This window comes from Microbacterium gubbeenense DSM 15944 (assembly GCF_000422745.1).
GTDB lineage: Bacteria > Actinomycetota > Actinomycetes > Actinomycetales > Microbacteriaceae > Microbacterium > Microbacterium gubbeenense.
In genome coordinates, this window is the sequence record NZ_AUGQ01000006.1 from 37,293 (window position 1) to 62,305 (window position 25,013).

The 25,013-nt window shown below is 69.4% G+C and carries 22 protein-coding genes and 1 tRNA gene; 18 read left to right on the plus strand and 5 right to left on the minus strand.

The genetic code is table 11. The annotated features are described in order from the left end of the window. Positions 1 to 42: 42 nt before the first annotated feature. The gene (locus G510_RS0105220; protein ID WP_029152776.1) at positions 43 to 777 is read left to right on the plus strand and encodes a response regulator transcription factor; all 735 of its coding nucleotides are present in this window, start codon (positions 43 to 45) and stop codon (positions 775 to 777) included. Then, on the plus strand, positions 774 to 2,279 hold the full coding sequence (locus tag G510_RS0105225) for a sensor histidine kinase (protein ID WP_342664727.1): 1,506 nt from the start codon (positions 774 to 776) through the stop codon (positions 2,277 to 2,279). The genes G510_RS0105220 and G510_RS0105225 overlap by 4 nt, the downstream gene beginning before the upstream one ends. A gap of 57 nt (positions 2,280 to 2,336) precedes the next feature. Here the strand turns inward: G510_RS0105225 and gndA are convergent, their stop codons facing one another. Next, on the minus strand, positions 2,337 to 3,785 hold the full coding sequence (gene gndA, locus G510_RS0105230) for an NADP-dependent phosphogluconate dehydrogenase (RefSeq protein ID WP_029152778.1): 1,449 nt from the start codon (positions 3,783 to 3,785) through the stop codon (positions 2,337 to 2,339). A 70-nt stretch (positions 3,786 to 3,855) separates the two neighbouring features. After that, positions 3,856 to 4,017 carry a hypothetical protein gene (locus tag G510_RS18205; protein ID WP_157560425.1) on the minus strand — a complete coding sequence of 54 codons (162 nt, stop codon included), beginning with the start codon at positions 4,015 to 4,017 and terminating at the stop codon, positions 3,856 to 3,858. Between the two features lie 191 nt (positions 4,018 to 4,208). Between G510_RS18205 and G510_RS0105240 the strand changes: the two genes are divergently transcribed. Next, positions 4,209 to 4,811, plus strand: coding sequence for a 50S ribosomal protein L25/general stress protein Ctc (locus G510_RS0105240; RefSeq protein ID WP_029152779.1), 603 nt, complete (start codon positions 4,209 to 4,211; stop codon positions 4,809 to 4,811). A gap of 68 nt (positions 4,812 to 4,879) precedes the next feature. Then, a complete protein-coding gene (pth, locus tag G510_RS0105245; protein ID WP_029152780.1) occupies positions 4,880 to 5,461 on the plus strand; it encodes an aminoacyl-tRNA hydrolase in 582 nt (193 codons plus the stop codon). A gap of 7 nt (positions 5,462 to 5,468) precedes the next feature. Here pth and G510_RS0105250 read toward each other — a convergent pair whose 3' ends face one another. Beyond that, a complete protein-coding gene (locus tag G510_RS0105250) occupies positions 5,469 to 5,885 on the minus strand; it encodes a hypothetical protein (RefSeq protein ID WP_029152781.1) in 417 nt (138 codons plus the stop codon). 28 nt (positions 5,886 to 5,913) lie between these two features. Here G510_RS0105250 and mfd point away from each other — a divergent pair, with 28 nt between their 5' ends. The 7 genes from mfd (at position 5,914) to G510_RS0105285 (ending at position 16,123) form a co-directional block, all read left to right on the plus strand. After that, positions 5,914 to 9,489 (plus strand): transcription-repair coupling factor, encoded by a 3,576-nt coding sequence (gene mfd / locus G510_RS0105255; RefSeq protein WP_029152782.1) that lies wholly within the window; start codon positions 5,914 to 5,916, stop codon positions 9,487 to 9,489. A gap of 81 nt (positions 9,490 to 9,570) precedes the next feature. Further along, entirely contained in the window at positions 9,571 to 10,698 is a 1,128-nt protein-coding gene (locus G510_RS0105260) for a Na+/H+ antiporter NhaA (protein WP_029152783.1), read from the plus strand. 84 nt (positions 10,699 to 10,782) lie between these two features. Next, positions 10,783 to 11,475 carry a nucleoside triphosphate pyrophosphohydrolase gene (locus tag G510_RS15425; RefSeq protein WP_211219158.1) on the plus strand — a complete coding sequence of 231 codons (693 nt, stop codon included), beginning with the start codon at positions 10,783 to 10,785 and terminating at the stop codon, positions 11,473 to 11,475. A 10-nt stretch (positions 11,476 to 11,485) separates the two neighbouring features. Continuing rightward, positions 11,486 to 12,751 carry a histidine--tRNA ligase gene (hisS, locus tag G510_RS0105270; RefSeq protein ID WP_084644210.1) on the plus strand — a complete coding sequence of 422 codons (1,266 nt, stop codon included), beginning with the start codon at positions 11,486 to 11,488 and terminating at the stop codon, positions 12,749 to 12,751. A gap of 7 nt (positions 12,752 to 12,758) precedes the next feature. Next, a complete protein-coding gene (locus G510_RS0105275) occupies positions 12,759 to 13,754 on the plus strand; it encodes a DUF1648 domain-containing protein (RefSeq protein ID WP_029152785.1) in 996 nt (331 codons plus the stop codon). Next, entirely contained in the window at positions 13,751 to 14,764 is a 1,014-nt protein-coding gene (locus G510_RS0105280; protein WP_051216391.1) for a DUF1648 domain-containing protein, read from the plus strand. The genes G510_RS0105275 and G510_RS0105280 overlap by 4 nt, the downstream gene beginning before the upstream one ends. A 111-nt stretch (positions 14,765 to 14,875) precedes the next feature. Further along, entirely contained in the window at positions 14,876 to 16,123 is a 1,248-nt protein-coding gene (locus tag G510_RS0105285; protein ID WP_029152787.1) for an APC family permease, read from the plus strand. A gap of 73 nt (positions 16,124 to 16,196) precedes the next feature. Here the strand turns inward: G510_RS0105285 and G510_RS0105290 are convergent, their stop codons facing one another. Next, entirely contained in the window at positions 16,197 to 16,853 is a 657-nt protein-coding gene (locus G510_RS0105290; RefSeq protein WP_029152788.1) for an SDR family NAD(P)-dependent oxidoreductase, read from the minus strand. A 120-nt stretch (positions 16,854 to 16,973) separates the two neighbouring features. Between G510_RS0105290 and eno the strand changes: the two genes are divergently transcribed. From eno to G510_RS0105325, 7 genes are all read left to right on the plus strand, one after another. After that, positions 16,974 to 18,254, plus strand: coding sequence for a phosphopyruvate hydratase (eno, locus tag G510_RS0105295; RefSeq protein ID WP_029152789.1), 1,281 nt, complete (start codon positions 16,974 to 16,976; stop codon positions 18,252 to 18,254). 33 nt (positions 18,255 to 18,287) lie between these two features. Beyond that, the gene (locus tag G510_RS15430; RefSeq protein WP_245563236.1) at positions 18,288 to 18,770 is read left to right on the plus strand and encodes an FtsB family cell division protein; all 483 of its coding nucleotides are present in this window, start codon (positions 18,288 to 18,290) and stop codon (positions 18,768 to 18,770) included. A 32-nt stretch (positions 18,771 to 18,802) separates the two neighbouring features. Beyond that, complete coding sequence (locus tag G510_RS0105305; protein ID WP_029152790.1) at positions 18,803 to 19,351, plus strand: DUF501 domain-containing protein; 549 nt, start codon at positions 18,803 to 18,805, stop codon at positions 19,349 to 19,351. Beyond that, positions 19,348 to 20,727, plus strand: coding sequence for a S8 family peptidase (locus G510_RS15435; RefSeq protein WP_036322056.1), 1,380 nt, complete (start codon positions 19,348 to 19,350; stop codon positions 20,725 to 20,727). The genes G510_RS0105305 and G510_RS15435 overlap by 4 nt, the downstream gene beginning before the upstream one ends. A 23-nt stretch (positions 20,728 to 20,750) precedes the next feature. Next, positions 20,751 to 22,088, plus strand: a complete 1,338-nt coding sequence (locus tag G510_RS15440) for an NAD(P)/FAD-dependent oxidoreductase (protein ID WP_051216393.1) — start codon at positions 20,751 to 20,753, stop codon at positions 22,086 to 22,088. 41 nt (positions 22,089 to 22,129) lie between these two features. Further along, positions 22,130 to 22,203 (plus strand) — tRNA-Leu (locus G510_RS0105320). Positions 22,204 to 22,249: 46 nt separating this feature from the next. Continuing rightward, a complete protein-coding gene (locus G510_RS0105325) occupies positions 22,250 to 23,293 on the plus strand; it encodes a pseudouridine synthase (RefSeq protein WP_084644211.1) in 1,044 nt (347 codons plus the stop codon). Between the two features lie 110 nt (positions 23,294 to 23,403). Here G510_RS0105325 and G510_RS0105330 read toward each other — a convergent pair whose 3' ends face one another. Next, positions 23,404 to 24,864 carry an MDR family MFS transporter gene (locus G510_RS0105330; protein ID WP_051216446.1) on the minus strand — a complete coding sequence of 487 codons (1,461 nt, stop codon included), beginning with the start codon at positions 24,862 to 24,864 and terminating at the stop codon, positions 23,404 to 23,406. Between the last annotated feature and the right edge of the window lie 149 nt (positions 24,865 to 25,013).

Consider the following 25,013-nt stretch of genomic DNA (forward strand, 5'->3'; position numbering starts at 1 on the left):
CGCACCATAGCCGATCCATAGAAAACGGCGCACAATGGGCTCATGACGAACCCTGCGCCCGGATCAGCACTCACCCGCCCCGATGGCACGCCCGTGCGTGTGCTCGTGGTCGACGACGAGCAGATGCTCACCGATCTGCTCTCGATGGCGCTGCGCATGGAGGGGTGGGACGTGCGCACCGCGGCCAGCGGGTTCGAGGCGCTCGACGCGGTCAAGGAGTACTCGCCGGACGCGCTCGTGCTCGACATCATGATGCCCGACCTCGACGGCATGAGCGTGCTGCAGCGCCTGCGCCAGCAGCAGAACATGGTGCCGGTGCTCTTCCTGACCGCGAAGGACGCCGTGTCCGACCGCGTCGCGGGCCTGACCGCGGGCGGCGACGACTACGTCACCAAGCCCTTCAGCCTCGAAGAGGTCGTCGCCCGGCTGCGCGCGCTCATGCGCCGGGCCGGAACGGCGCTCGCGGCCGAGCCCGAGCCGATCCTGCACGTCGGCGAGCTGAGCCTCAACGAGGACAGCCACGAGGTGCTCCGCGCGGGCGAGGAGATCGAGCTCACGGCCACGGAGTTCGAGCTGCTGCGGTTCCTGATGCGCAATCCGCGTCGCGTGGTGTCGAAGGCGCAGATCCTCGACCGCGTCTGGAACTATGACTTCGGCGGCAAATCGAGTGTCGTCGAGCTGTACATCTCGTACCTGCGGAAGAAGATCGACGCTGGTCGTGACCCGCTCATCCACACGGTTCGCGGCGTCGGCTACATGATCAAGGCCCCGCAGTGACGAACGGCCTGCCTCCGCGCGGGCCGGCGCCGCAGGCGGGCAGGCCGCGCATGACGCTGCAGGGCCGGCTGATGATCACGATCTTCGCGATCGTCGCCGCGATTATGCTCGTGATCTCGCTCGTGACCGGCGTCGTGCTGAGCAACGTGCTGAACGGGCAGGCGGATGCGCGCGCGAACGAGGCGCTCACGAACCTCAAGAACGAGTTCGGCATCGGCATGCTCGACGGAACGGCCAAGGATCAGCTGCAGGCCGCGCAGGCCGCGCCCGGCACGCTGCTCGTCATCGTGAGCCCGTTCACGGGAACCACGGGCGCGGTCGTCGGCACCGACTACGAGCGGTACGCCCTGAACGAATCCCAGATGGAACGCATCCTCGAGGCCACAAAGACGAGCGCGTCGTCGCCGCTGACCACCGTCACGATCCCCGGGATCGGAGGGTTCCGGGTCGGGGCGATCGCCCCGCGCGGATCAGGCGAGACGATCGGCGTGTTCGGCCTGTCGACCGCGGGGGAGAGCGCGACCCTTCGTCAGATGCTGTGGGCGATCGGCTTCGCCACGATCGGCGGAATGCTGCTGCTCGGCATCGCCACGTCGGCCGTGATCCGGTCCGGGCTGCGCCCGCTCCGGAGCGTGGCGCACACGGCGCAACGGGTCGCACAGCAGCGGCTCGACCAGGGTGACGTGTCGATCGCCGAGCGCGTGCCGCCGGCCCTCGCGGATCCGGGAACCGAGGTCGGTCAGGTCGGATCGGCCCTCAACACGCTCCTCGATCACGTCGAGGATTCGCTCTCGGCGCGCCAGCGCAACGAGGAGACGATGCGGGCGTTCGTCGCCGACGCGAGTCACGAGCTGCGCACGCCGCTGTCGTCGATCCGCGGATACAGCGAGCTGTCGCTGCGCGACGGCACCCTGAGCGAGACCAGCCGCCAGTCGCTGCAGAGGATCGAGGCGCAGTCGCAGCGCATGACGGGCCTCGTCGAGGACCTGCTTCTGCTCGCGCGCCTCGACGAGGGCAAGGAACTCGTCTACGACATGGTCGACGTGAACCAGCTGGTCGTCGACGCGGTGGCCGACCAGGCGATCGCCGGCATGGAGCACGACTGGGGCGCCGACGTGGGGGAGGACCCGGTTCTCGTCGCCGGCGACCGCGCGCGGCTGACGCAGGTCGTGACGAACCTTCTCGCGAACGCGCGCACGCACACGCCGAACGGCACGTCCGTGACCGTCGCGGTGCGCACCGAGGGCGAGGGATCCGCGACGCGCGCGGTCCTGACGGTCACCGACACGGGGCCCGGAATCGATCCGACCCTGCAGGAGAAGCTGTTCACGCGCTTCATGCGCGCCGACGCCTCTCGTGCCCGGAAGACCGGCGGATCCGGCCTCGGCCTGTCGATCGCCAAGGCGATCGTCGAGGCGCACCACGGAACCATCTCGATGCAGAGCCGCCCCGGCGAGACGACCTTCACGGTCGAGCTCCCGGCGAAGCCCGCAGCGACGTAAGAACGGGTGAGGTCCGGGGGATCAGCCCCGGACCTCACCCGCTCGTTCAGCCGAACGTCAGTGCGTGTCCTCGGCCTCGATCTCGGTGCGGTCGCCCGACCACAGCGTGTGGAAGGTGCCTTCCTTGTCGATGCGCTTGTACGTGTGCGCGCCGAAGAAGTCGCGCTGACCCTGCACCAGGGCCGCCGGCAGGCGGTCGGCGCGCAGGCCGTCGTAGTACGCGAGCGACGAGCTGAAGGCCGGCGAGGGGATCCCCGCCTGCGTCGCGGCGACGACGACGCGGCGCCAGGCGGCCTGGCCGTCGGTGAGCGCTGCGGCGAAGTACGGCGCGGTCGCGAGGACCGGCAGGTCGGGCGCGTCGACGTAGGCGTCGGCGATGCGGTTGAGGAACTGAGCGCGGATGATGCACCCGGCGCGCCAGATCTTCGACACGGCACTCAGGTCGATCGTCCAGTCGTACTCGGCGGCGCCGGCGCGGATCTCGTCGAATCCCTGCGAGTAGGCGATGATCTTCGAGGCGAACAGCGCGAGGCGCACGTCCTCGATGAAAGCGTCGACGTCGGCGACCTCGAAGGCCTCGTCGGGGCCGGGAAGGGACGCCGCGACGGCGCGCTGCTCGGGATGCGACGACAGCGACCGGGCGAAGGTCGCCTCGGCGATGCCGGATACGGGAACGCCGAGCGAGAGCGCGGTCTGCACGGTCCAGGCGCCGGTGCCCTTGGCGCCGGCCTGGTCGAGGATGACGTCGACGAGCGGCTTGCCGGTCTCGGCGTCGACCTGGCGCAACACCTCGGCGGTGATCTCGATCAGGTACGACTCGAGCTCGCCCTTGTTCCATTCGGCGAACACATCAGCGATCTCGGCCGGGGTCTTGCCCGTGCCGCGACGGATGAGGTCGTAGGCCTCGGCGATCAGCTGCATATCGGCGTACTCGATGCCGTTGTGCACCATCTTCACGAAATGCCCGGCGCCGTCGTGCCCGATGTGGGTCACGCACGGCTCGCCCTCGGCGACGGCGGCGATCGACTTGAGGATCGGACCGAGCGTCACCCACGACTCGTCGGATCCGCCCGGCATGATCGACGGGCCGAGCAGCGCGCCCTCCTCGCCGCCGGAGATCCCGGCGCCGACGAAGTTGATGCCCGTCTCGCGGACGGCCTTCTCTCGGCGGATCGTGTCGGGGAAGTAGGCGTTGCCGCCGTCGACGATGATGTCGCCCGGTTCGAAGACCTTGACGAGCTCGTCGATCACGGCGTCCGTGCCGCGGCCGGCCTTGACCATGATGATCGCGGTTCGGGGCTTGGACAGGCTCGCGGCGAAGTCCTCGTACGAGAACGCCGGAGCGAAGCCCGCCTCCGGATGCTCGACGACCAGGGCGTCGGTCTTCTCGCGGCTGCGGTTGTAGACCGCGACCTTGTTGCCCTCGCGACTGGCGAGGTTGCGGGCGAGGTTCGAGCCCATGACGGCGAGGCCCACGACCCCGATGTTGGCGACAGCTGCGTTCACGCACGTCTCCTTAAGAGAGGAATTCACGATGGGATTCCAGCCTACTCTGACGGCCGCGCGGCGAACGTCCCTACTTGTCGTACGACGAGCCCCGGCCGAGGGCGTACATCGCGCCGATGCCGGTGATGGCGGACACGACCGCGAGAGCTCCGATGATGAGTTCGAGGATGTGCGAGGCGTCCATGAGGTGCGGCTCCAGAGTCGTAGCGGGGAAGCGGCGGCGAGTACGCACGCGCGGTGTCGATCCTATCCGAGGGATCGGGTATCATGAGAATCGACCTCGGCGAGGGGGGCCGCATGCGGCCGCCGTTATCGACGCGGTGATGCGGGCTGGCAACGGTCTCCTCACGCAGTGCGTTCGAGTCGAGAGAACTTACCCACATCCGCGGCCGTCACCCCGCCGCGCACATCACAGGAGTGAACATGAGCGACGAGAACAAGCTCTCAGCAGAGTCCCGCACCGAGTTCGGCAAGGGCTTCGCCCGCCGCCTGCGCGCCGCGGGCAAGATCCCCGCCGTCGTGTACGGCCACGGATCCGACGTCCAGCACGTCGCGCTGCCGGCGCACGAGACGGGCCTGATCGTCCGCTACGCGAACGCGATCATCCGCCTCGAGATCGATAACGGCGCGCAGCAGGTCGTCTTCGTGAAGGACGTCCAGCGCGACCCCGTACGCAGCATCATCGAGCACATCGACCTCGTCACGATCAAGACCGGCGAGAAGATGGAGGTCGAGGTTCCCCTCCTCACTGAGGGCGAGTCGTTCTCCGGCACCTACGTCACGCACAGCACGACGACGGTCCGCGTGCTCGTCGACGCGCTCCACATCCCCGAGCACGTCACCGTGTCCGTGGAGGGTCTCGAGGACGGCGCGCAGCTGTACGCGAAGGACGTCGTTCTGTCGGGGGGCGCCGAGCTCGCGGACGACCCGGAGCTGCACCTGCTCTCGGTCACAGCGAACGCGACGTCCGACGAGGACGACGAGGACGGCGCCGAGGCAGCATCTTCTGCGGAGGCCGCCGAGTAAGCATTCGGTATCGTTCGAGGGGTGCGGCGCGAGCCGCACCCCTCGTCTCGTTCTAAGGGATCCTGCGCATGATCGACACCTGGCTCATCATGGGACTCGGCAATCCGGGCCCGCGATACGAGCGCACGCGCCACAACGTCGGGCAGCTCGTCGTCGACGAGATCGCGCGGCGCCGTGACGAGCGCTGGAAGCAGCACAAGGCCGGCGCGCGCGTGGCCGAGACGAGGCTGGGCCCGGGCGGGTCGAAGCTCGTCCTCGTGAAGTCGAACGGATTCATGAACACGTCGGGCGGTCCGGCCTCCGCGCTCGCGAAGTTCTACTCGATCGCGCCCGACCGCGTCATCGCGATCCACGATGAGCTCGACATCCCCTTCGACTCCCTGAAGCTGAAGGTCGGCGGCGGTCACGGCGGCCACAACGGGATCCGCGACATCGCGAAGGCGCTCGACACGCCCGACTTCGCGCGCGTCCGCGTCGGGATCGGGCGTCCGCCCGGCCGGCAGGATCCCGCGGACTGGGTGCTCAGCGACTTCTCGCCGACTGAGCGCAAGACGCTCCCGATCCTCGTCGGCGATGCCGCTGACGCCGCCGAGCTGATCGTGTCGGACGGCCTCACCGCCGCGCAGCAGAAGGTGCACGCGCCGTGCTGACGCCCGATCAGCCGAAGAACGGCAGATTGCCGAGCAGCCCCGCGAGAAGAGCCTCCGGCATGAACGCCAGGAGGATCATCCAGCCGATGCTGGCGGTCACGATCGCGGCGATGCCCCACGCCCGCCCCCTGTTCACGGCGGTCGCGACGATTCCCTGAACGAGGCTCCACACCGCGATCAGCGCATGCACGAGCCAGGCCGCGACGAGGATCACGACGGCGATGACGGCGCGCCCGAGCGTGTCCCAGAGCTGGGTCGACGTCTCCTGGACGAGATCCGGGTAATCGCTGATGCGCACGAGGCGGCCGAGCGCGAAACCCGCGGCCCAGATCCCGATGGCCCCGAGCAGCAGCGCCGATACGGATGCGATGAACGCGACGATGCCGAGGGCGCGGCGGGGTCGGGGTCTGGTGGGAACGCTCACCGCACCACATTATCCGTAGAATCATCGGGTGAGTCTTACCGGGATCCTGCGCGCCCTCGACGCCTCCGAATCGTTCCGCGAGGCGTTCGCCGTCACCTCGGTCGATTCCGACGTGTCCCTCGTCGATGGGCTCGATGCCCCGGGCCTGGCCGCCCTCCTGGAGCGGAGGAAGGCATCGGGGCAGCCCGCCGTGCTGTTCGTCATCGCCCCGACGAGCCGGCGCGCCGAGGCCATCGCGTCGTCGATCGGCGCCCTCGTGCCCGATGCGGAGGTGCGGGGCCTGCCCGCCTGGGAGACGCTGCCGCACGAGCGGCTGAGCCCGAGCCCGGAGACCGTCGGCCGGCGGCTGGAGACGCTGCGCGCGCTGACCGCGTGGACCGGCGAGCGGCCGCTCGTCGTGACGGCCTCGATCCGCGCGGCGATCCAGCCGATCGTGCGCGGCCTCGGCGAGGCGGATCCGATCTCGCTCGTCGTCGGCGGGCGGGACCTGTGGCTCGAGGAGGTCACGGAGCGGCTCGTCGAGCTCGCCTATCACCGCGTCGACATGGTCTCCCGGCGCGGCGACTTCGCCGTGCGCGGCGGGATCCTCGACGTCTTCCCGCCGACCGCGGCCCACCCGCTGCGCGTGGAGTTCTTCGGCGACGAGGTCGATCAGATCCGGGAGTTCTCGGTCGCCGATCAGCGCAGCGTGCCGGGCGAGATCCAGCGCGTCGACCTGATTCCGAGCCGCGAGCTGCTGCTCACCGCCGATGTGCGCCAGCGCGCCCGCGAGCTCGAGGGTGCGTATCCGGGCATCGCCCAGATCCTCGAGAAGATGGCCGAGGGCATCCCCGCCGAGGGCATGGAGTCGCTGTCGAGCCTCGTCGCGGGGCCGCTCATCTCGATCGCCGACTACCTGCCCCGCGGCGCGAGCGTCGGGCTCGTGGATCCGGAGCGCGCGGTGTCGCGCGCCGTGAGCCTGCGCGAGACGAACGCCGAGTTCCTCGAGGCGGCGTGGAGCACCGCGACGGCGGGAGGATCCGCCCCGGTCGACCTGTCGACGGGCGGCTTCTTCACGCTCGAGGACCTGAGGTCGGCGGTGCGCGACGCGGGCGGCGTGTGGTGGAGCCTCAGCCCGTTCGACAGCGGCATGGCCGAGATCGAGGCCGAGCTCGGCGACGCCGTATCGGCCGATTCCGCCGAGCGGGTCGCGGGAGATGCGATCCCCTCATTCCAGGGCAACGTCGAGGGCGCGACCGCATACGTGGCGGGCCTCGTGCACGACGGGTGGTCGGTCGTGCTCGCGGCGGCGGGATCCGGCCTCGTCGATCGTGCGCGCGACGTGCTCAGCGAGCTGGGCGTCGCCGCGCGCATCGTCGAGGACCTCGACGCCGCGCCGGAGCCCGGCGTCGTCACCCTCGTGAAGGCCGAGATCGAGCGCGGGTTCGCCGTGCCCGGCGCGAAGCTCGCGGTGCTCACCGAGTCCGAGTTCTACGGCCGCGGCGTCGGCGGCGGACAGCAGGGGCCGAAGAAGCTCGCGTCGCGCCGCCGCAACGTCGTGGATCCGCTGCAGCTGAAGGCCGGAGACCCCGTCGTGCACGCGACGCACGGCATCGGACGCTTCGTCGAGATGCAGCAGCGCGAGGTGTCCTCGGGAGGACGAAACGCGACCAAGTCGCTGCGCGACTACGTCGTGATCGAGTACGCGCCGTCGAAGCGCGGATACCCGGGGGACAAGCTGCTCGTCCCCACCGACCAGCTCGATCTGCTGTCGAAGTACGTCGGCGGCGAGAGCCCCCAGCTGTCGAAGATGGGCGGATCCGACTGGTCGCAGGCGAAGAAGAAGGCGCGCCGCGCCGTGCGCGACATCGCCATCGAGCTCGTGAAGCTCTACTCAGCGCGCATGGCGTCGAAGGGCCACGCGTTCGGGCCGGATACGCCCTGGCAGCGCGAGCTCGAGGAGGCGTTTCCATTCGCGGAGACGCCCGACCAGCTGCAGACCATCGACGAGATCAAGCGCGACATGGAGCGGGAGATCCCGATGGATCGCCTGCTGTCGGGAGACGTCGGCTTCGGCAAGACCGAGGTCGCCGTGCGCGCGGCGTTCAAGGCGATCCAGGACGGCAAGCAGGTCGCGATGCTCGTGCCGACGACGCTGCTGGTCAAGCAGCACCTCGAGACGTTCGCGGATCGGTTCGCGGGCTTCCCCGTCACCGTCAAGGCGCTCAGCCGCTTCCAGACCGACAAACAGGCGAAGGAGACCGTTGCGGGCCTCGCCGACGGAACGGTCGACATGGTGATCGGAACCCACCGGATCCTCACCCAGAGCATCGCGTTCAAGGACCTCGGCCTGCTGATCGTCGACGAGGAGCAGCGGTTCGGCGTCGAGCACAAGGAGGCGCTGAAGAAGCTCAAGACGAACGTCGATATCCTCGCGATGAGCGCCACGCCGATCCCGCGCACGCTCGAGATGGCCGTCACGGGGATCCGCGAGATGTCGACGCTCGCCACGCCGCCCGAGGAGCGGCACCCGATCCTGTCGTACGTGGGGCCGTCCAACGACAAGCAGGTCGCCGCGGCGATCCGGCGCGAGATGCTGCGCGAAGGGCAGGTGTTCTACGTGCACAACCGCGTGACGAGCATCCAGCGCGTGGCGAAGCACCTCGCCGAGCTCGTGCCCGAAGCGCGCATCGCGGTCGCGCACGGCAAGATGAGCGAGAACCAGCTCGAGCAGGTCGTCGACGACTTCTGGGAGCGCAAGTTCGACGTGCTCGTGTGCACGACGATCATCGAGACCGGAATCGACATCCAGAACGCGAACACCATCGTCATCGACCGCGCCGACAAATACGGGCTCGCCCAGCTGCACCAGCTGCGCGGGCGCGTGGGGCGAGGCCGCGAGCGCGCGTACGCGTACTTCGTGTACGACGAGGGCAAGCCGCTGTCGGAGACGGCGGCGGACCGCCTCGAGACGATCGCCGTGCACAACGACCTCGGCAGCGGCATCCAGGTCGCGATGAAGGATCTCGAGATCCGCGGCGCCGGCAACCTGCTCGGGGCCGAGCAGGCCGGGCACATCGAGGGCGTCGGCTTCGACCTGTACCTGCGCATGATCGGTGAGGCGGTGAGCGAGTTCCGCGGCGAGACGGCCGATGGTCCGGTCGAGCTGCGCCTCGAGCTGCCCATCGAGGCGCGGATCCCCGACGACTACATCGACAGCGAACGTCTGCGGCTCGAGGCGTACCAGAAGCTGTCCGCCGCCGCGACAGCCGCCGCCGCGCAGGACGCGATCGATCTCGTCATCGAGGAGCTGACCGACCGATACGGCGAACCGCCCGCGGAGGTTTCGGGACTCGTCGAGGTCGCGCGCCTGCGTCGACGCGCCGCGCTGTCACAGCTGTCCGACGTCGTCGCGATGGGCAAGAACCTGCGAATTGCGCCCGCGCATCTGCCCGATTCGATGCAGGTGCGCCTGAAGCGGCTTCACCCCGGATCGAAGCTGCTCTCGGGCGGCGATGCGCTGGTCGTGCCGCTGCCGACCGCGGGCGGCGAGCTCGTCACAGGATCCGGTCTCATCGCGTGGGTGCGTCAGTTGCTGGACGCGCTGTTCCCGCTCGCTGAGTAGAATGGAATCTGGTGTGCCGGGAAGTCTGGTCGGCGTCGCGGATCGCCTGATCCGCGAGATGTGTCGACTCGAAAGGCAACGATGAAGCTTCTTCGTTCTGAAAGATTTCCCGCGTTCCTCCTGCTCGGAGCCGCCGCGCTCGGGCTGATCATCGCGAACCTGCCGTTCGGCGGCGAGGTGATCTCGTGGAGCCACACCGAGTTCGGCGTTCCGGGCCTCGAACTGTCGATCTCGCACTGGGTCGCCGACCTGCTGCTCGCGGTGTTCTTCTTCGGCGTCGCGGTCGAGCTGCAGTTCGAACTGACCCGCGGGCAGCTGAACAGCGTCGCCAAGGCGATCCGCCCGGCGATCGCGGCTGTCGGCGGCGTCATCGTGCCGATCATCGTCTTCCTGATGATCGCGGGACGGGGGGACGCTTCGGCGGGTTGGCCGATTCCGACCGCGACCGACATCGCCTTCGCCCTCGGTGTGCTGGCGATGTTCGGCAAGGGCCTGCCCAAGGGCGTGCGCGTCTTCCTGCTCGCTCTCGCGATCATCGACGACATCGTCGGCATCGTCTTCATCGCGGTGCTGTTCGCCACCGACCTCGACTTCGGCATGATGCTCGCGGGCATCGCGTGTGTGGCTGTGTTCGCGATCGTCAGTCGCTTGGACATTCCGACAGCGATCCGCCTGCCGCTGCTGATCGTGCTCGCGATCGCCGCGTGGGTGTTCGTGTTCCACTCCGGTGTCCACGCGACCATCGCGGGCGTCGCGCTCGGCCTCGTGATCCGTCAGGACGTCGGCATGAGCGCGAGGCACGCGCTCGAGCCGTGGATCAACGCGCTGATCCTGCCGATCTTCGCGTTCTTCTCGGCGCTCGTCATGATCCCTCAGGTCTCGATCGATGAGCTCTCGCCGGCGCTGTGGGCGATCGTCGTCGCTCTGCCGGTCGGCAAGCTCATCGGCATCACCCTGTTCGGCTGGCTGGCGCAGTTCGTCGGACGCGGCGAGCGGCTGCCGATCGGCGACATCCTCCCCGCGGCCGCGCTCGGCGGCATCGGCTTCACGGTGTCGCTGCTGCTGTCGAGGCTGGCGTACTCGGACGCGACGATCGCGGACGAGGCGGTGCTCGGCGTGCTGATCGGCTCCCTCGCCTCGCTGATCCTCTCGGCGATCGTCGTGCCGCTGCGCGCCCGGCACCACCGCCGCCTCGCGGCGACCGCCTGACACCCACTTTTCTTCATTTCTGGCACGTTTCTCCCTCGATTTGACGCATGAAAAGTGCCAGAAATGAGGAATAGTGGAGGGGTGATGGAGCCAGGAGACGAGCTGCGGCGGGTTGCCGATGTCATGGAGCAGGTGCATCGGCGCTGCGTGTGGTCCCGCGAGATGACGCACGAGAAGCTCGTCCCGTACCTCACCGAGGAAGCCGCGGAGGTGATCGACGCGGTCGAATCCGGATCCGCGGACGACCTGCGCGAGGAGCTCGGCGACCTGCTCTGGCAGGTGCTGTTCCACTCGGCGGTGGCGGAGGACTTCGCGATCGATGATGTCGCCGCAGGGCTGGCCGACAAGATGATCCGCCGGCATCCGCACGTCTTCGCGGGGGAGGACGCGGCCACTCCCGAGCGCGTGCTCGACCTGTGGAACGCGGCGAAGCGCGACGAGAAGCGCTCGCGCACCTCGGTGCTCGACGGCGTGCCGGCCGCGATGCCGGCGCTCGCCCTCGCGCAGAAGGTGCTCGGCAAGGGCGAGAAGGTCGGAGTGGGCCTCGAGCTGGTGGAGGCGATCCAGGCCGTCGAAGCCCTCGAGCAGGCGGACCAAGAGGCGCTCCTGCCCGAGACCGAGGAGGAGCTCGGCGACACGATCCTCGGGCTCGTCGCGCTGGCCCGCGCTCGAGGCTGGGACGCGGAGCGGGCGTTGCGCGGGCGCGTGCGCGCGTTCGCGGGCGAGGTGCGCGAGGCCGAGCAGGGCTCACGGGCCGCGCGGTCCGGTAGGGGATAATGGATCCCCTATGGCAACTGTGAACCCGCCGCGCGGAATGCGCGATTTCCTCCCCGCAGACAAGGCCCGCCGCGAGCGCGTGCTCTCCGTCATCCGCGAGCGATACCGCGCGCACGGCTTCGACGAGATTGAGACTCCGGTCATGGAGGAGTACGGCCGGCTGCATGCGGGCATGGGCGGCGACAACGAGAAGCTGGCGTTCAACATCATGAAGCGCGGCATCTCGGCCGACGCGCTCGCGACGACGACCGACCCCGCGGATCTCGCCGACCTCGGGCTGCGCTACGACCTCACTGTGCCGCTGTCGCGCTTCTACGCCTCGCACCGCGCCGAGCTGCCCACGGTCTTCCGCGCCCTGCAGATCGCGCCCGTGTGGCGGGCGGAGCGCCCGCAGAAGGGGCGGTACCGCCAGTTCATGCAGTGCGACATCGACATCATGAACGATGCGTCGAGCCGTGCGGAGGTCGAACTGATCACGGCCACGCTCGACGTGCTCGACGCGCTCGGTCTCGCCGGCGCGCACGTGCGCATCAACGATCGCCGCGCGCTCGATGCGATGCTCGATGTCTTCGGGTTCCCCGAGGCCGAGCGCCCGGGCGTGCTCATCACGATCGACAAGCTCGACAAGATCGGGCCCACCGGTGTCGCGGCCGAGCTGCGCGAGCGCGGCGCCGCAGACGCAGCGGTCGGCGCCCTGGAGGCGTTCTTGGCGGGGCTCGAGGCGCCCGCCGGATCCTTCGGTCCCGAGCAGATCCGCGCCCTCCTCCCCGAGGGGATCCCGGGCGAGATCGTGGATCACCTCGTCGGCGTGGGCGAGGCGGTCTCGGCTGCGCGCGGCGACGCCCCGCTCGTGTTCGACCCGTTCCTCGTGCGCGGCATGGGCTACTACACCGGCACGATCTTCGAGATCGCGCACCCCGACGTGACGTACTCGCTCGGCGGCGGCGGACGATACGACGGCATGATCGGCCGCTTCCTCGGACAGGACGTGCCGGCCGTCGGATTCTCGATCGGCTTCGAGCGCATCGTCGACCTCGTCGCGATCGCTGAGGCCGAGGGAGCCCGCGCTGTCGTGCTCGTGCACGACAAGGACGTGCCGGTCGCGGAGCTGCTCGCCCACAAGGCGCGCCTCGTCTCCGACGGCGCGCGCGTGAGGCTCGAGCGCCGGCCGAGGAACCTCAAGGGCGTGCTCGAGCGCGCGCAGGCAGACGGCTACACGTCGTTCGCGACCGTCGCAGCGGGTCAGCACGACCTCGATTTCAAGCCCCTCCGCTGAGCGCCGCGTGAAGTCGCAGGCCCGGCTGATCCGCCTGATCATCGTCTGGCTGCCGATGGCGGCCGTCACGGCGGTGGTCGTCGCCGAGATCGTCGCCCTGCCCTTCCTGCCCGCGCGCGTCGTGATCCACTGGTCGGTGGCCGGCGAACCCGACGGCTGGGGGCCGGCGTGGGGCACGATCGGCGTCACGGCCGCGATCGGCTACGGTTCCACGGCGCTGTTCGCAGCGGTCGGGCTGTTCGATCTCCGGTCGGTGAACGACAGGCCGAGGCCGCGCTTCGTTGCGGCGACGACCTGGTTCGTCGTCGGATCCTGCGTGCTCGTGCTCGGCGCGACGTTCATCGGGCAGATCGGGAAGCCGGAGGCACCAGCCGGAACGGCGATGCTCGTCGCGATCGCGACCGGAGCGTCCTTCGCGAGCCTCGCGAGCACGCTCCTGCCGTCGTCGCGCCGTGACCGCTCGGATCCCGAGGGAGACGACCTGCGGCAGTGGAGCGCCACGACGGCCGCCGGGCGATACGGGCTGCAGGGGGCGATCACCGCCGGCCTCGTCGCAGCCCTCGCGATCGCGGCTCACGCTCTCGCGATGCTGGAGCAGCCCGCATGGATCGTCGCAGCGACGCTGCTCATCGTGCACGCAGCCGCCGCGCCCGCCGCGCTCGTCGTGCAGGTGCGGATCGACGCGCGAGGGGTCCTCGTGCGCTCGCCGATCGGAATTCCTCGGGTCAGCATCCCGCTGACCGATATCGCGGATGCTGACCTCATCGAGGTGGATCCGGCGGTCGAGATCGGGAAGACCGGCTGGAACGCGCGCTCGGTCGGACCGCAGGCGGGCGTCGCGATCCGAGCCGGCGAAGGCATCCGGATCCGCCGCGCGGACGGATCGCGCTTCGTCGTTGCGACCGACGATGCCGCTGCCGGCCTCGTCGTGCTGCGCGCGCAGCTCGCGGCCGAGCGAACCGCGCACGTGAGCACCGGCCCGACAGAGAGGACCCGTCCATGACAGACGCGCTGCTCGAGACCAGGAAGCGAGCCCGTCGCGCATTCGCGATCCGGTGCCTCTGGATCCCGATGGCGGCGTTCGTCGGCATCGCGGCGGTGCAGCTTTCGCTGATGCCGCTTCTCCCCGACGTCGTCGCGACGCACTGGGGCCTCTCCGGCACGGGGGACGGGTTCGGTCCGTCCTGGACCTATCCGCTCATGACGATCGGCATCGGCGGCGGAATCACGGCACTGATCGCGGGCATCGCGCTGGCTGAGGTGAAGAGCCCGGCGCAGCGCACGCAGTACCGCTTCCTCGGGGTCGTGATCGGTGCGGAAACGGGGTTCCTCGGCTCGGCGATGCTCGGTCTCGTGATCGTGCAGGTCGGGGTCGACGATGCGTCGGACGCGCCGGATTCCCTCGGGATCATGATCCTCTCGCTCATCGTCGGGGCCGTGCTCGGCACGATCTATCTGCTCATGATCGAAGAGCCGCCGGCGGCGGACGCCGCAGAGCAGGATCCGCTGCCGTTGACGGGCGCGCAGCCGGGAGTGTGGACCCGTTCGGTGCGGATGTCGCGCGCGGGGGCGGTCACCCTCGGCGCGCTCGTCGGGGGCACGACGCTCGCCGTGCTCGCGCTGTGCTTCGACGCGGTGAGGCGCACGGGGAGCATTCCGTTCGCGCTCTGGGGAACGCTCGCGCTGATGCTCGTCGTCTCGGTGCTGTCGCTGTCGATGCTGCGCTTCGATGTGCGCATCGACGACGCGGGGCTCACGGTGCGCGCACCGCTCGGGTGGCCGCGGGTGCGCATCGCCGCCGGCTCGATCACCGCGGTGCGGATCGTTGAAGTCAGTCCGATGGCGGAGTTCGGCGGTTGGGGGTGGCGCTTCGGGGCGAACGGTCAGGGCTTCGTACTGCGGGCGGGGGAGGGGATCCGCGTCGCGCGCGTCGGCGGGAGCGACCTGACGATCACCGTGGACGACGCCGCGACCGCGGTCGCTCTGCTTCGCCGCGGCATGGCGAGATACTGAAGCCCCCAGGGGTCGTCGAGCCCGGCGCAAGCCGGACACTCGGAGAACCTCCGGTGAACGGCTGCGCGCCGCGCCGCACCGCACGACGCCGCCCCGATACGCTCCCCAACCATGACGTCAGGATTCGTACGCCGGTTGGGACTCTCGGACGCGGTCGCGATCGGCCTGGGATCCATGATCGGCGCGGGCGCGTTCGCCGTGTGGCAGCCGGCGATCGAAGCGGCGGGGAGCGGGGTGCTGATCGGGCTCGTGCTCGCGGCGGTCGTGGCGTTCTGCAACGCGACATCGACGGCGCAGCTCGCCGCAGTCCACCCGGTCGCGGGAGGAGTGTACGCCTACGGCAACGCAGAGCTGGGGGCGTGGTGGGGGTACCTCGCCGGGTGGTGCTTCGTCGTCGGCAAGATCGCGAGCTGCGCGGCCATGGCGCTGACCTTCGCATCGTACGCGGCCCCCGGGTTCGAGCGGCCGGCCGCGATCGGCGCCGTAGTGCTGCTCACGATCGTGAACCTCCTCGGCGTCACGCGCACGGCGAGCGCTGCGAAGATCATCGTCGTGATCGTGCTGCTAGTGCTCGTCTTCGTCGCGGTGTCGGGACTCGTCGGATCCACGGGCGAGCACGCATCGATCGGTGAGGGCCTGTTCGACGGCGGGTGGTACGGGATCCTGCAGTCGGCGGGACTGATCTTCTTCGCGTTCGCCGGGTACGCGCGCATCGCGACGATGGGCGAGGAGGTGAGGGATCCGGCGCGGACGATCCCGCGTGCCATCGTCTTCGCGCTCGCCGGCGCGGTCGTGGTCTACGCCGTGCTTGCGGTCACGGTGCTGCAGGCGCTCGGACCCGCGCCGCACGTCTCCGCGACGCCGCTCGCCGACGTCGTTGCGGCATCCGGGTGGGACTGGGGCGCGCCGGTCGTCCGCGTCGGGGCGGCCTGCGCCGCGCTCGGCGCGCTGCTCGCGCTCATCGCCGGCATCGGGCGCACGAGCCTCGCGATGGCGCGCGGGGGAGACCTGCCGGGATTCTTCTCGCGGATCCATCCGCGTATGCGCGTGCCGCACCGGGCGGAGATCGCGGTCGCGGCCGTCGTGATCGCGATCCTTCTCGTCGCCGACCTGCGCGGCGCGATCGGCGTCAGCTCGTTCGGGGTGCTGCTGTACTACTTCGTGGCGAACCTCGCGGCGCTGCGTCAGGGAAAGACGGTGCGCCGGTACCCGCAGTGGCTGCAGGTCGCGGGCGCGATCGGGTGCGCGGGCCTGGCCGCACTGCTGCCGTGGCCGTCGGTCGTGGCGGGAGCGGCCGTGGTCGCGATCGGCGTCGTGATCCGCGGTGCCCGGCTCATCGCAGAGCGCCGCAGCCTCTGAGACCCACCGTGTCCCACGTGATGCGCGAAAGCGGCAGTCGATCCCGCATCAATCGGGACACGGTCCGGAGGGCTCACGCCAGCGTCACGATGCGGGCCGTCGGATCCGGGGCCTCGTCCCAGAGGCCGGCCATGCCCGCGGCGACGTCGTCGACGACATCCGCGAGCTGATTCACCCGGAAGATGGTGCAGCCGCCGGCCTGCGGACGGTCGGCGTCGCGAGCCGATATCGAGAATCCGTGCGCCATCGCCTGGATCCACGCCTCGATCGCTGCCTTGACGGCCGCGTAGTTCGCACCGCCCGCGAGGGGACGGGCCACCTGCACCGACGAGACGACGGCGACGCGTGCGGCCGGCGATGCCTCGAGCAGCGGCCACGCCGCGCGGCACGCGTGGCGCACCGCCGTCAGGGCATCCGACAGCGCCTGCCAGTCCTCGTCGCTCTGACCAGGGATCCCGCCGCCGCCGCGCCACCCGCCGACCAGCGGGATCAGCCCATCGAGGGGTCCGAGGCCGCCGACGGCGTCGTCCACGGCCGCGGCGTGCGTGAGATCGACCTCGACCGCGTCGAACCCCGCGTCGGCGAAGCGCGCCAACCGCACCGGGCTCCTCCCGGCCACGACGACGCGCGCCCCGCGACCGCGGAGGGCGTGCGCGATCGCCCACCCGGCGTCGGATGTGCCGCCCGCGAGCAGCACGCGGCGATCGGTGAGTGTGCGCGCATCGGTCATAGCGCCCATCCTCTCGCACGATCGACCGCCCGCTGCCGGAATGACGCACGACGGGGTTCGCCCTAGACTGAGGGAGGGCCTCCCGGTCCGCCCATGCCCACCTTCTCAAGGAGTACATCCGTGGCACAGATCGAAGCAGTTGGCGCACGCGAGATTCTCGACTCGCGAGGCAACCCCACCGTCGAGGTGGAGGTCCTCCTCGAAGACGGCATCGTGCAGCGGGCGGCCGTGCCGTCCGGCGCCTCGACCGGCGCGTTCGAAGCGTACGAGCTCCGTGACGGCGACGCCTCGCGCTACGGCGGCAAGGGCGTCACGAAGGCCGTCGAGTCGGTCATCGACGAGCTCGGCCCGGCGATCGAGGGCCTCGACGCGAGCGACCAGCGCCTGGTCGACCAGGTGCTGAACGAGGTCGACGGCACCGACAACAAGAAGCGCGTCGGCGCGAACGCCATCCTCGGCGTGAGCCTGGCCGTCGCGAAGGCCGCGGCCGACAGCGCCGACCTGCCGCTGTACCGCTACGTCGGCGGCGCGAACGCGCACGTGCTCCCGGTGCCGGCCCTCAACGTCATCAACGGCGGCGAGCACGCCGACAACGGCATCGACATGCAGGAGTTCTTCCTCGTGCCGCACGGCGCCGACTCGTTCGCCGAGTCGCTGCGCTGGGGCGCCGAGACCTACCAGGTGCTCAAGAAGGAGCTGCTCGCGGGCGGCTTCGCGACGGGCCTCGGCGACGAGGGCGGCTTCGCTCCCGACCTGCCGAGCAACCGCGCGGCGCTCGACTTCCTGATGTCCGCCATCGAGAAGGCCGGCTTCACGCCAGGCACCGATATTGCGGTGGGCCTCGACGTCGCCTCGACCGAGTTCTTCTCGGACGGCAAGTACACCTTCGAGGGCAAGCAGTGGTCGGCCGAGCAGCTCACCGGCTACTACGAGGAGCTCCTCGCGAACTTCCCGCTCGTGACGATCGAGGACGCGCTCGCCGAGGACGACTGGGACGGCTGGCAGGCCCTCACCGAGCGCATCGGCAACAAGGTGCAGCTCGTCGGCGACGACCTCTTCGTCACCAACCCTGAGCGCCTGAAGACGGGAATCGACCGCGGCATCGCGAACTCGCTGCTCGTCAAGGTAAACCAGATCGGCACGCTCACGGAGACGCTCGACGCCGTCTCGATGGCGCACTCGGCGAACTACACGGCGATGATGTCGCACCGCTCGGGCGAGACCGAAGACGTGACGATCGCCGACCTCGCGGTCGCCGTGAACTGCGGTCAGATCAAGTCCGGCGCGCCCGCTCGCAGCGACCGGGTCGCGAAGTACAATCAGCTTCTGCGCATCGAAGAGGAGCTCGGCGACGCGGCGACGTTCGCGGGCCGCGGCGCCTACCCGCGCTTCAAGGGCTGATCGCACGCACGTATTCACGAGAGGGGGAGTCGCATGGCACGTAACGCGGCTCCCTCCTCTCGTTCCCGCGCGCAGCTGAACGCACGCGAGTGGCTGAGCGGGATCCGCCTGTCGGGCTTCGCCGTGATCATGCTCGGCCTGGTCATCATGGGGGCGTTCATCCTCGTGCCGTCGGCGAGCTCATACATCGACATGCGCCAGCAGGTCGCACAGGCCCAGGCGGGCGTCGCGCTCACCGAGGACGAGATCGCCGACCTCGAGCGCGAGCGCGACCGGTGGCGCGATCCGGCCTTCATCACGAGCGAGGCGCGCGAGCGGCTGTACTACGTCAAGCCCGGTGAGATCGTCTACCTCATCGAGGACGATGTCGAGCGCGACGACGAGGCAGAACCGGATCCCGTCGGCGCTGACGTCGAGGAGGCCGACAGCGACTGGATGAGCACGATGCTCTCGTCGGTCGTGAACGCCGGCCTGGCGCAGCAGGGAACTTCCGAAGACTCGGCGCTGTTCCGATGAGAATCCCAGAGCTTCCCCGGTAACCTCAACGCGTGAGCACACCTCCGTTCGAACCCGTCAGCGCGGCCGATATTCGCGTCGTGAGCGCGCAGCTGGGGCGCGAGGCGCGCGGCGTCGTCGGGATCTCCGCGCGCTGCACGTGCGGCAACCCGACGGTCGTCTCGACCGCGCCGCGTCTGCCGCAGGGAACGCCGTTCCCGACCTTCTACTACCTCACCCATCCCGCCGCGACGGCCGAGATGTCCCGCCTCGAGGCCGGGCAGATGATGGTCGAGCTCAATGAGCTGCTCGCGAGCGACGAAGAGGTGCGCATGCAGTACGCGCGGGCGCACGAGGCGTTCCTGGCCGACCGGGCGCAGTACGGCGATGCGGAGGAGATCCGGAACATCTCCGCCGGCGGCATGCCGACGCGCGTGAAGTGCCTCCACGCCCTCGCCGGCCACGCCCTTGCGGCCGGCCCGGGCGTCAACCCGATCGGCGACCTCGCGCTCGAGCGCTCGGCATGGTCGCCGGATCGCTGCGAGTGCGACGATCCGGGCGCCGCCCTGAGAGGCGACGCCGAGGGGATCCCCGCGGGATGACACGATCCGCGCGTCGCCGATCCGGTGCGGTCCTCGCCGCGCTCGCGGTGGCGTATGCGCTGATCGCGCTGCCGCAGGCATCCTTCGCGGCGACGGACGACGACGAGGCACCCGAGCCCACTTCATCCGCGACGCCCAGCCCGACGCCCACGCCAACCCCGACGCCGGATCCCGTGCGGTCGGCCGAGTACTGGCTCGAGGAGTACGGAATCGCCGAGGCATGGGAGACCACGCGCGGCGAGGGCACGACCATCGCGGTCATCGACAGCGGCGTCGCGAGCGACATCGACGAGCTCGACGGCGCGGTCACCGGCGGCGCCGACATGTCGGGTGTGGGATCCGACGATGGCCGCACTCCGCTCGGCAGCGACGTGCACACCCGCAGCCACGGTACGTGGGTGGCGTCTCTTGCGGCTGCCCGCGGCACGGGGGAGGACGAGGGCATGATCGGGGTCGCCCCGGCCGCGAACATCCTGTCAGTGTCGATCGGGTTCCAATCCGTCAGCGAGGTGCCCTTCGACCAGCAGGTCGCCGACGCGATGAAGTGGTCGGTCGACAACAGTGCCGACATCATCAATCTGTCGTTCACGACGAACCAGACGGCCTGGGGCACGATCTGGGACGAGGCGTTCCTGTACGCGCTCGAACACGACGTGCTGGTCGTCGTCGCGGCGGGCAACCGCGCAGGCGGCACCGAGGTGGTCGGCGCGCCCGCGACGATCCCCGAGGCGCTCGTCGTGGGCGGCGTGGATCCGTCTGGCCGCGCGAGCGACGCCGCCTCCACGCAGGGCGTGTCGATCGGCGTGTCCGGGCCGAGCGAGAAGCTGCTCGGCATCGGGCCGAGCGGGGAGATCGACGAGTGGAGCGGCACGAGCGGCGCGGCACCGATCATCTCGGGCGTGGCCGCGCTCGTGAAGTCGGCGCATCCGGACATCGACGTGAACAATCTCATCAATCGGATCGTGCGATCGGCCGACCGCGCTCCGGACCAGGACGGTGCGCGCGACCCCAGCTACGGGTTCGGGATCATCGACGCCGCGGGAGCGGTGTCGTCGAGCATCGGAGCGGTGTCGTCGAATCCCGTGAGCGACATCACGCTCAAGGAATGGATCCGTCTGAACCGCAGCACCGGATCCACGGGGCAGCTCGAGTCCGGCACGCAGCCGACTCCCGCGCCCGTCGAGCTTCCCGCGCTGCCGCCGCGCGATGCGCCCGTCGAGGCGTCGAACCCGTACCTGCCCTCGCCCGAGAGCCTCCGCGAGGTCACCCTGCCGTTATTCGCCCTCACAGCCGCTGGTAGTCTTGTTCTGCTCGGCGTCTTGGTCGTGTCCCGTCGTCTGCGCTCGCTTCGTGCCGAGCGCGATTCGGGTTCCTGATATTTTCAAGGAGATTTTCTTCCGTGCCTAAGATTCTTATCGTCGGCGGCGGATACGCGGGCTTCTATACCGCGTGGAAGCTCGAGAAGCACCTGCGCCGCGGCGAGGCCGAGGTCGTTGTCGTCGACCCGCTGCCGTACATGACGTACCTCCCGTTCCTCCCGGAGGTCGCCTCGGGAAACATCGAGCCCCGCCACGCGGTCGTCTCGCTCCGTCGCCACCTGAAGCGCACGCGCGTCATCAACGCCCGCGTCACGAACATCGATCACGCGAACAAGACGGCGACGATCTCGCCCGAGGGCGGCGAGGACTGGCAGTACGACTACGACCAGATCGTCGTCACGGCAGGATCCGTCTCGCGCACCTTCCCGATCGCGGGCATCGCCGACAATGCGATCGGCCTCAAGTCGATCGAGGAGGCCGTCGCCGCGCGCGACACCCTCGTGCGCAACTTCGAGCGCGCCGCGAGCCTTCCGGTCGGCAGTGAGCTCCGCAAGCGCCTGCTGACGGTCATCGTCGTGGGCGGCGGTTTCGCCGGCATCGAGACGCTCGGCGAGCTGCGGTCGGCCGCGAACGCGCTGCTCGGCCAGTTCCCGGACATCTCGTACGACGAGACTCAGTTCCACCTCATCGAGGCGATGGGTCGGATCATGCCCGAGGTGTCGCTTCCGACGAGCGAGAAGGTCCTGAAGGATCTCGCACAGCGCGGCGCGCACGTGCACCTCGACACCCAGGTCGCGGACGCGACCGACGGCGTCGTGAAGACGAACACGGGCGAGGAGTACCCGTCGGGGCTCATCATCTGGACCGCCGGTGTCATGGCGAACCCGAAGGTCGTGAACGGCAGCGACCTGCCGCGCGAGCAGCGCGGCCGCATCACGACGCAGGCCGACCTCCGGGTCGTCGATGCCGAGGGCAACCTCGTCGAGGGTGCATGGGCCGCCGGCGACGTCGCGGCCGTGCCCGACAAGACGGGCGGCCTGCCCGATGGCACCTGCGTGCCCAACGCGCAGCACGCCGTGCGCCAGGCCAAGCAGCTCGCGAAGAACATGGTCGCCGTTATCCGCGGCGAGGATCCGGTCGATTATTACCACAAGAACCTCGGCGCGGTCGCGGGCCTCGGCCTGTACCACGGCGCGTTCCAGTCCGGGAAGTTCGCGCTGACGGGCTTCTTCGCCTGGCTCGCGCACCGCGGATACCACGGCCTCGCGATGCCGACGTGGGAGCGCAAGTGGCGCGTGATCTGGGGATGGGTGCACAACTTCTTCCTCGGCCGCGACCAGGTGCAGATCAGCAAGGTGCAGGAGCCGCGCGCCTTCTTCGAGGAGTACGCCTCGCGGCCGAAGCCGAAGGCAGACTGACGCGAAAGAAGGGCGCTCCGATCACGGAGCGCCCTTTTTCTCCCCCCATAGCCCAACCGGCAGAGGCAGCGGACTTAAAATCCGTTCAGTGTGGGTTCGAATCCCACTGGGGGGACCGATCTACCCGCCGGGTCTCAGGCCGGCGCGGCATACTCTCTGGAATGGAGAACGACGTCGCGGCCGCACCGCCCGAGGGGCGCGGCTCGTGGACCCGTCTCGCGCGCGGCCAGCGGATCCTCGCCCCGCGTGAGGGGATCTCCGCGGCGCGATTGCGCGCGCCCGGCGGCAAGGAGACGCACGCCGCCCAACACGATCCCGTTCCCCGCACCGTGCGCGAGTGGCTCGAGACGATCATCATCCCGCGCGCGGTGCGGAGCGAGCGGACGCTCGCAGGCATCACGCCGGAGTTCTTCATCTCTGAGGGCGCCCTGACCGACCAGGACGGCCACAGGGTCGGCCTCGACGACGCCGTGATCCCGGGCGGGTTCTACGCCTTCCACAAGCCGGTGCCGCCCGAGCCCCGCGTGCCGTTCGAGATCGCGATCGTCCACGAGGACGAAGACCTGCTGATCGTCGACAAGCCGCACTTCCTCGCCTCGACGCCGAACGGCGTCTTCCAGCGCGAGTGCGTCGTGACCCGCATGCGCCTCGAGCGCGGCGAGGACGACATCGTCGCGATGCACCGGCTCGACCGCGTCACCGGCGGCCTGCTCGCGCTCTCGCGCCGGCCGGCCACGCGCGGAAAGTACCAGGTCCTGTTCCAGGAGAAGCGGATCCGGAAGACGTATCGCGCGCTCGCGCGGCTGCCGGTCGGATGGCGGGCGGGGGATCCTCTGCCGCTCGGGCTGGAGTCGGGCGAAGAGCGCGAGCGCCGCAGCCGCCTGCAGAAGATCGACGGAGAGCGGCCCGTTCGCGAGGTCGTGGGGGAGCCGAACGCGCACACGTCGATCAGATTCGTGAGGGCTCACGGCACAGCCGGCGAATTCGAGCTCACGCCGCACACGGGAAAGACCCACCAGCTGCGGGTGCACATGAACGGCCTCGGCATGCCACTGGTCGGTGACCCGGTGTATCCCCGGGATATCGAACCGGATCCATACGACTTCTCGGATCCGTTGCAGCTGCTGGCGACGACGCTCGCATTCGACGATCCGCTGACGGGCGGAGAGCGAGTGTTTGAAACGTGCATGACGCTCGCGCGGTAGCTGTTCTCGAGTGAACGGCGGTTATGGCCGCACGTCGAAATGACCGGCTCTCGCTCTCGTACGTCAGAGGGGGCCGCCGAAGCGACCCCTTCTGACGTACGAACGAGCGATCAGTGCACCGGGACCGACTCCTGGTCGTCGGCGGGCTTCTTGATGAAGAACGCCAGCACGACCGCGACGACCGCGATGCATGCGCCGACGAGGAAAGCAGACTGTGCGCCCACGGCTCCTGCCGATGCGGGATCCGTGCCATCGGCGACGCCCGCGTGCAGACCTGACGAGTAGATCCCGATCAACAGGGCGGTGCCGGCGGCGCCCGCGACCTGCTGCAGGGTATTGAGCGCGGCGGAGCCGTGCGAGTAGAGGTGGCGCTTCAGCGACCCGAGCGACGAGGAGAACAGCGGTGTGAACGAGCCCGCGAGGCCGAGCGACATCGCGACCTGGACGGCAGTGACGAGCGCGATCGGCGTCTCCGGCGTCAGCGTCGCAAACGTGAACAGTGCGCCCGCGATGAGGAGCGTGCCCGGAACGAGCAGGACCTTGGGGCCGTACGCGTCGTAGATGCGGCCCATGAGCGGACCGAGGATTCCCATGAGGAGCGCGCCCGGAAGCAGTACGAGGCCGGACTGCGTCGCTTCGAGCCCCGACACCTTCTGCAGCACGAGGGGCAGCATCGACAGCGTGCCGAACATCGCGAACGCGACGACGGTCATGATCGCGACCGCAACGACGAAGTTCTTCGAGCGGAACACGCGCATGTCGAGCAGCGCGTCATCCTTCTTCTGCAGCGCGATCTGGCGCCAGACGAATACAGCGAGCGCGACGATTCCCGTCACCAGCAGCGCGATCGGCAGGACGCCGAGGTCCGTCGAGGCCTCGGCCCCCTCGCCGCCGCCGAGCTGGCTGAGTGCGAACACGAGGCCGCCGAAACCGAGCGCGGACAGGATGATCGACAGCACATCGATCGGGGCGTGCGTCGTCACTCCGAGATTCGTCATCCATTTCGCGCCGATCAGCAGTGCGACGATCGCGATCGGCAGGATGATCGCGAAGATCATGCGCCAGCCGAAATGATCGAGGATGATGCCCGACAGCGTCGGGCCGATCGCCGGGGCGAGCGAGATGACGAGGCCGACGCGGCCCATCATCCGGCCGCGGGAGTGTGCGGGAACGACGTTCATCATCGTCGTCATGAGCAGCGGCATCATGATTCCCGTGCCGGCGGCCTGCACGATGCGGCCGATGAGCAGCATCGTGAATCCGGGGGCGACGAGGCAGATGAGAGTTCCGAGCGCGAACGACATCATCGCGGCGAGGAACACCTGACGCGTAGTGAAGCGCTGCAGCAGGAAGCCGGTCGTGGGGATCACGACGGCCATCGTGAGCATGAATCCGCTCGTGAACCACTGGCCCTGTTCTTCGGGGATGCCGAGGGTCTTGTTCAGCTCGGGGATGGCGATCGCCATCGTCGTCTCGTTGAGAATCGCGACGAAAGCGGCGACGAGCAGCAGCCAGATCACCCGCATTCCTGCAGGGTCGATCGCGTCGTGGGAGGCGGGCTGGGCCCGCATGGATCCGGTGTCTGTCGTCACGAGGTGTGCTCCAGCAGAAGGGTATGAGCTGTCTCGGGCCAGGAGCGTGCAGAAGCTCCCCGTAGACAGACGATTCAGTTTAACGATGAGATCGGTGTGATGTATTCCCGCTCTCGTGAGAATTCTCC

What these genes read in the sequence shown, in the direction of transcription:
- G510_RS0105220 (WP_029152776.1), top strand. Translation starts at nt 43, where the DNA reads ATGACGAACCCTGCGCCCGGATCAGCACTCACCCGCCCCGATGGCACG.
- G510_RS0105240 (WP_029152779.1), top strand. Translation starts at nt 4,209, where the DNA reads ATGAGCGACGAGAACAAGCTCTCAGCAGAGTCCCGCACCGAGTTCGGC.
- pth (WP_029152780.1), top strand. Translation starts at nt 4,880, where the DNA reads ATGATCGACACCTGGCTCATCATGGGACTCGGCAATCCGGGCCCGCGA.
- G510_RS0105260 (WP_029152783.1), top strand. Translation starts at nt 9,571, where the DNA reads ATGAAGCTTCTTCGTTCTGAAAGATTTCCCGCGTTCCTCCTGCTCGGA.
- G510_RS15425 (WP_211219158.1), top strand. Translation starts at nt 10,783, where the DNA reads ATGGAGCCAGGAGACGAGCTGCGGCGGGTTGCCGATGTCATGGAGCAG.
- hisS (WP_084644210.1), top strand. Translation starts at nt 11,486, where the DNA reads ATGGCAACTGTGAACCCGCCGCGCGGAATGCGCGATTTCCTCCCCGCA.
- G510_RS0105280 (WP_051216391.1), top strand. Translation starts at nt 13,751, where the DNA reads ATGACAGACGCGCTGCTCGAGACCAGGAAGCGAGCCCGTCGCGCATTC.
- G510_RS0105285 (WP_029152787.1), top strand. Translation starts at nt 14,876, where the DNA reads ATGACGTCAGGATTCGTACGCCGGTTGGGACTCTCGGACGCGGTCGCG.
- G510_RS0105290 (WP_029152788.1), bottom strand. Translation starts at nt 16,853, where the DNA reads ATGACCGATGCGCGCACACTCACCGATCGCCGCGTGCTGCTCGCGGGC.
- G510_RS15430 (WP_245563236.1), top strand. Translation starts at nt 18,288, where the DNA reads ATGGCACGTAACGCGGCTCCCTCCTCTCGTTCCCGCGCGCAGCTGAAC.
- G510_RS15435 (WP_036322056.1), top strand. Translation starts at nt 19,348, where the DNA reads ATGACACGATCCGCGCGTCGCCGATCCGGTGCGGTCCTCGCCGCGCTC.
- G510_RS0105325 (WP_084644211.1), top strand. Translation starts at nt 22,250, where the DNA reads ATGGAGAACGACGTCGCGGCCGCACCGCCCGAGGGGCGCGGCTCGTGG.
- G510_RS0105330 (WP_051216446.1), bottom strand. Translation starts at nt 24,864, where the DNA reads ATGCGGGCCCAGCCCGCCTCCCACGACGCGATCGACCCTGCAGGAATG.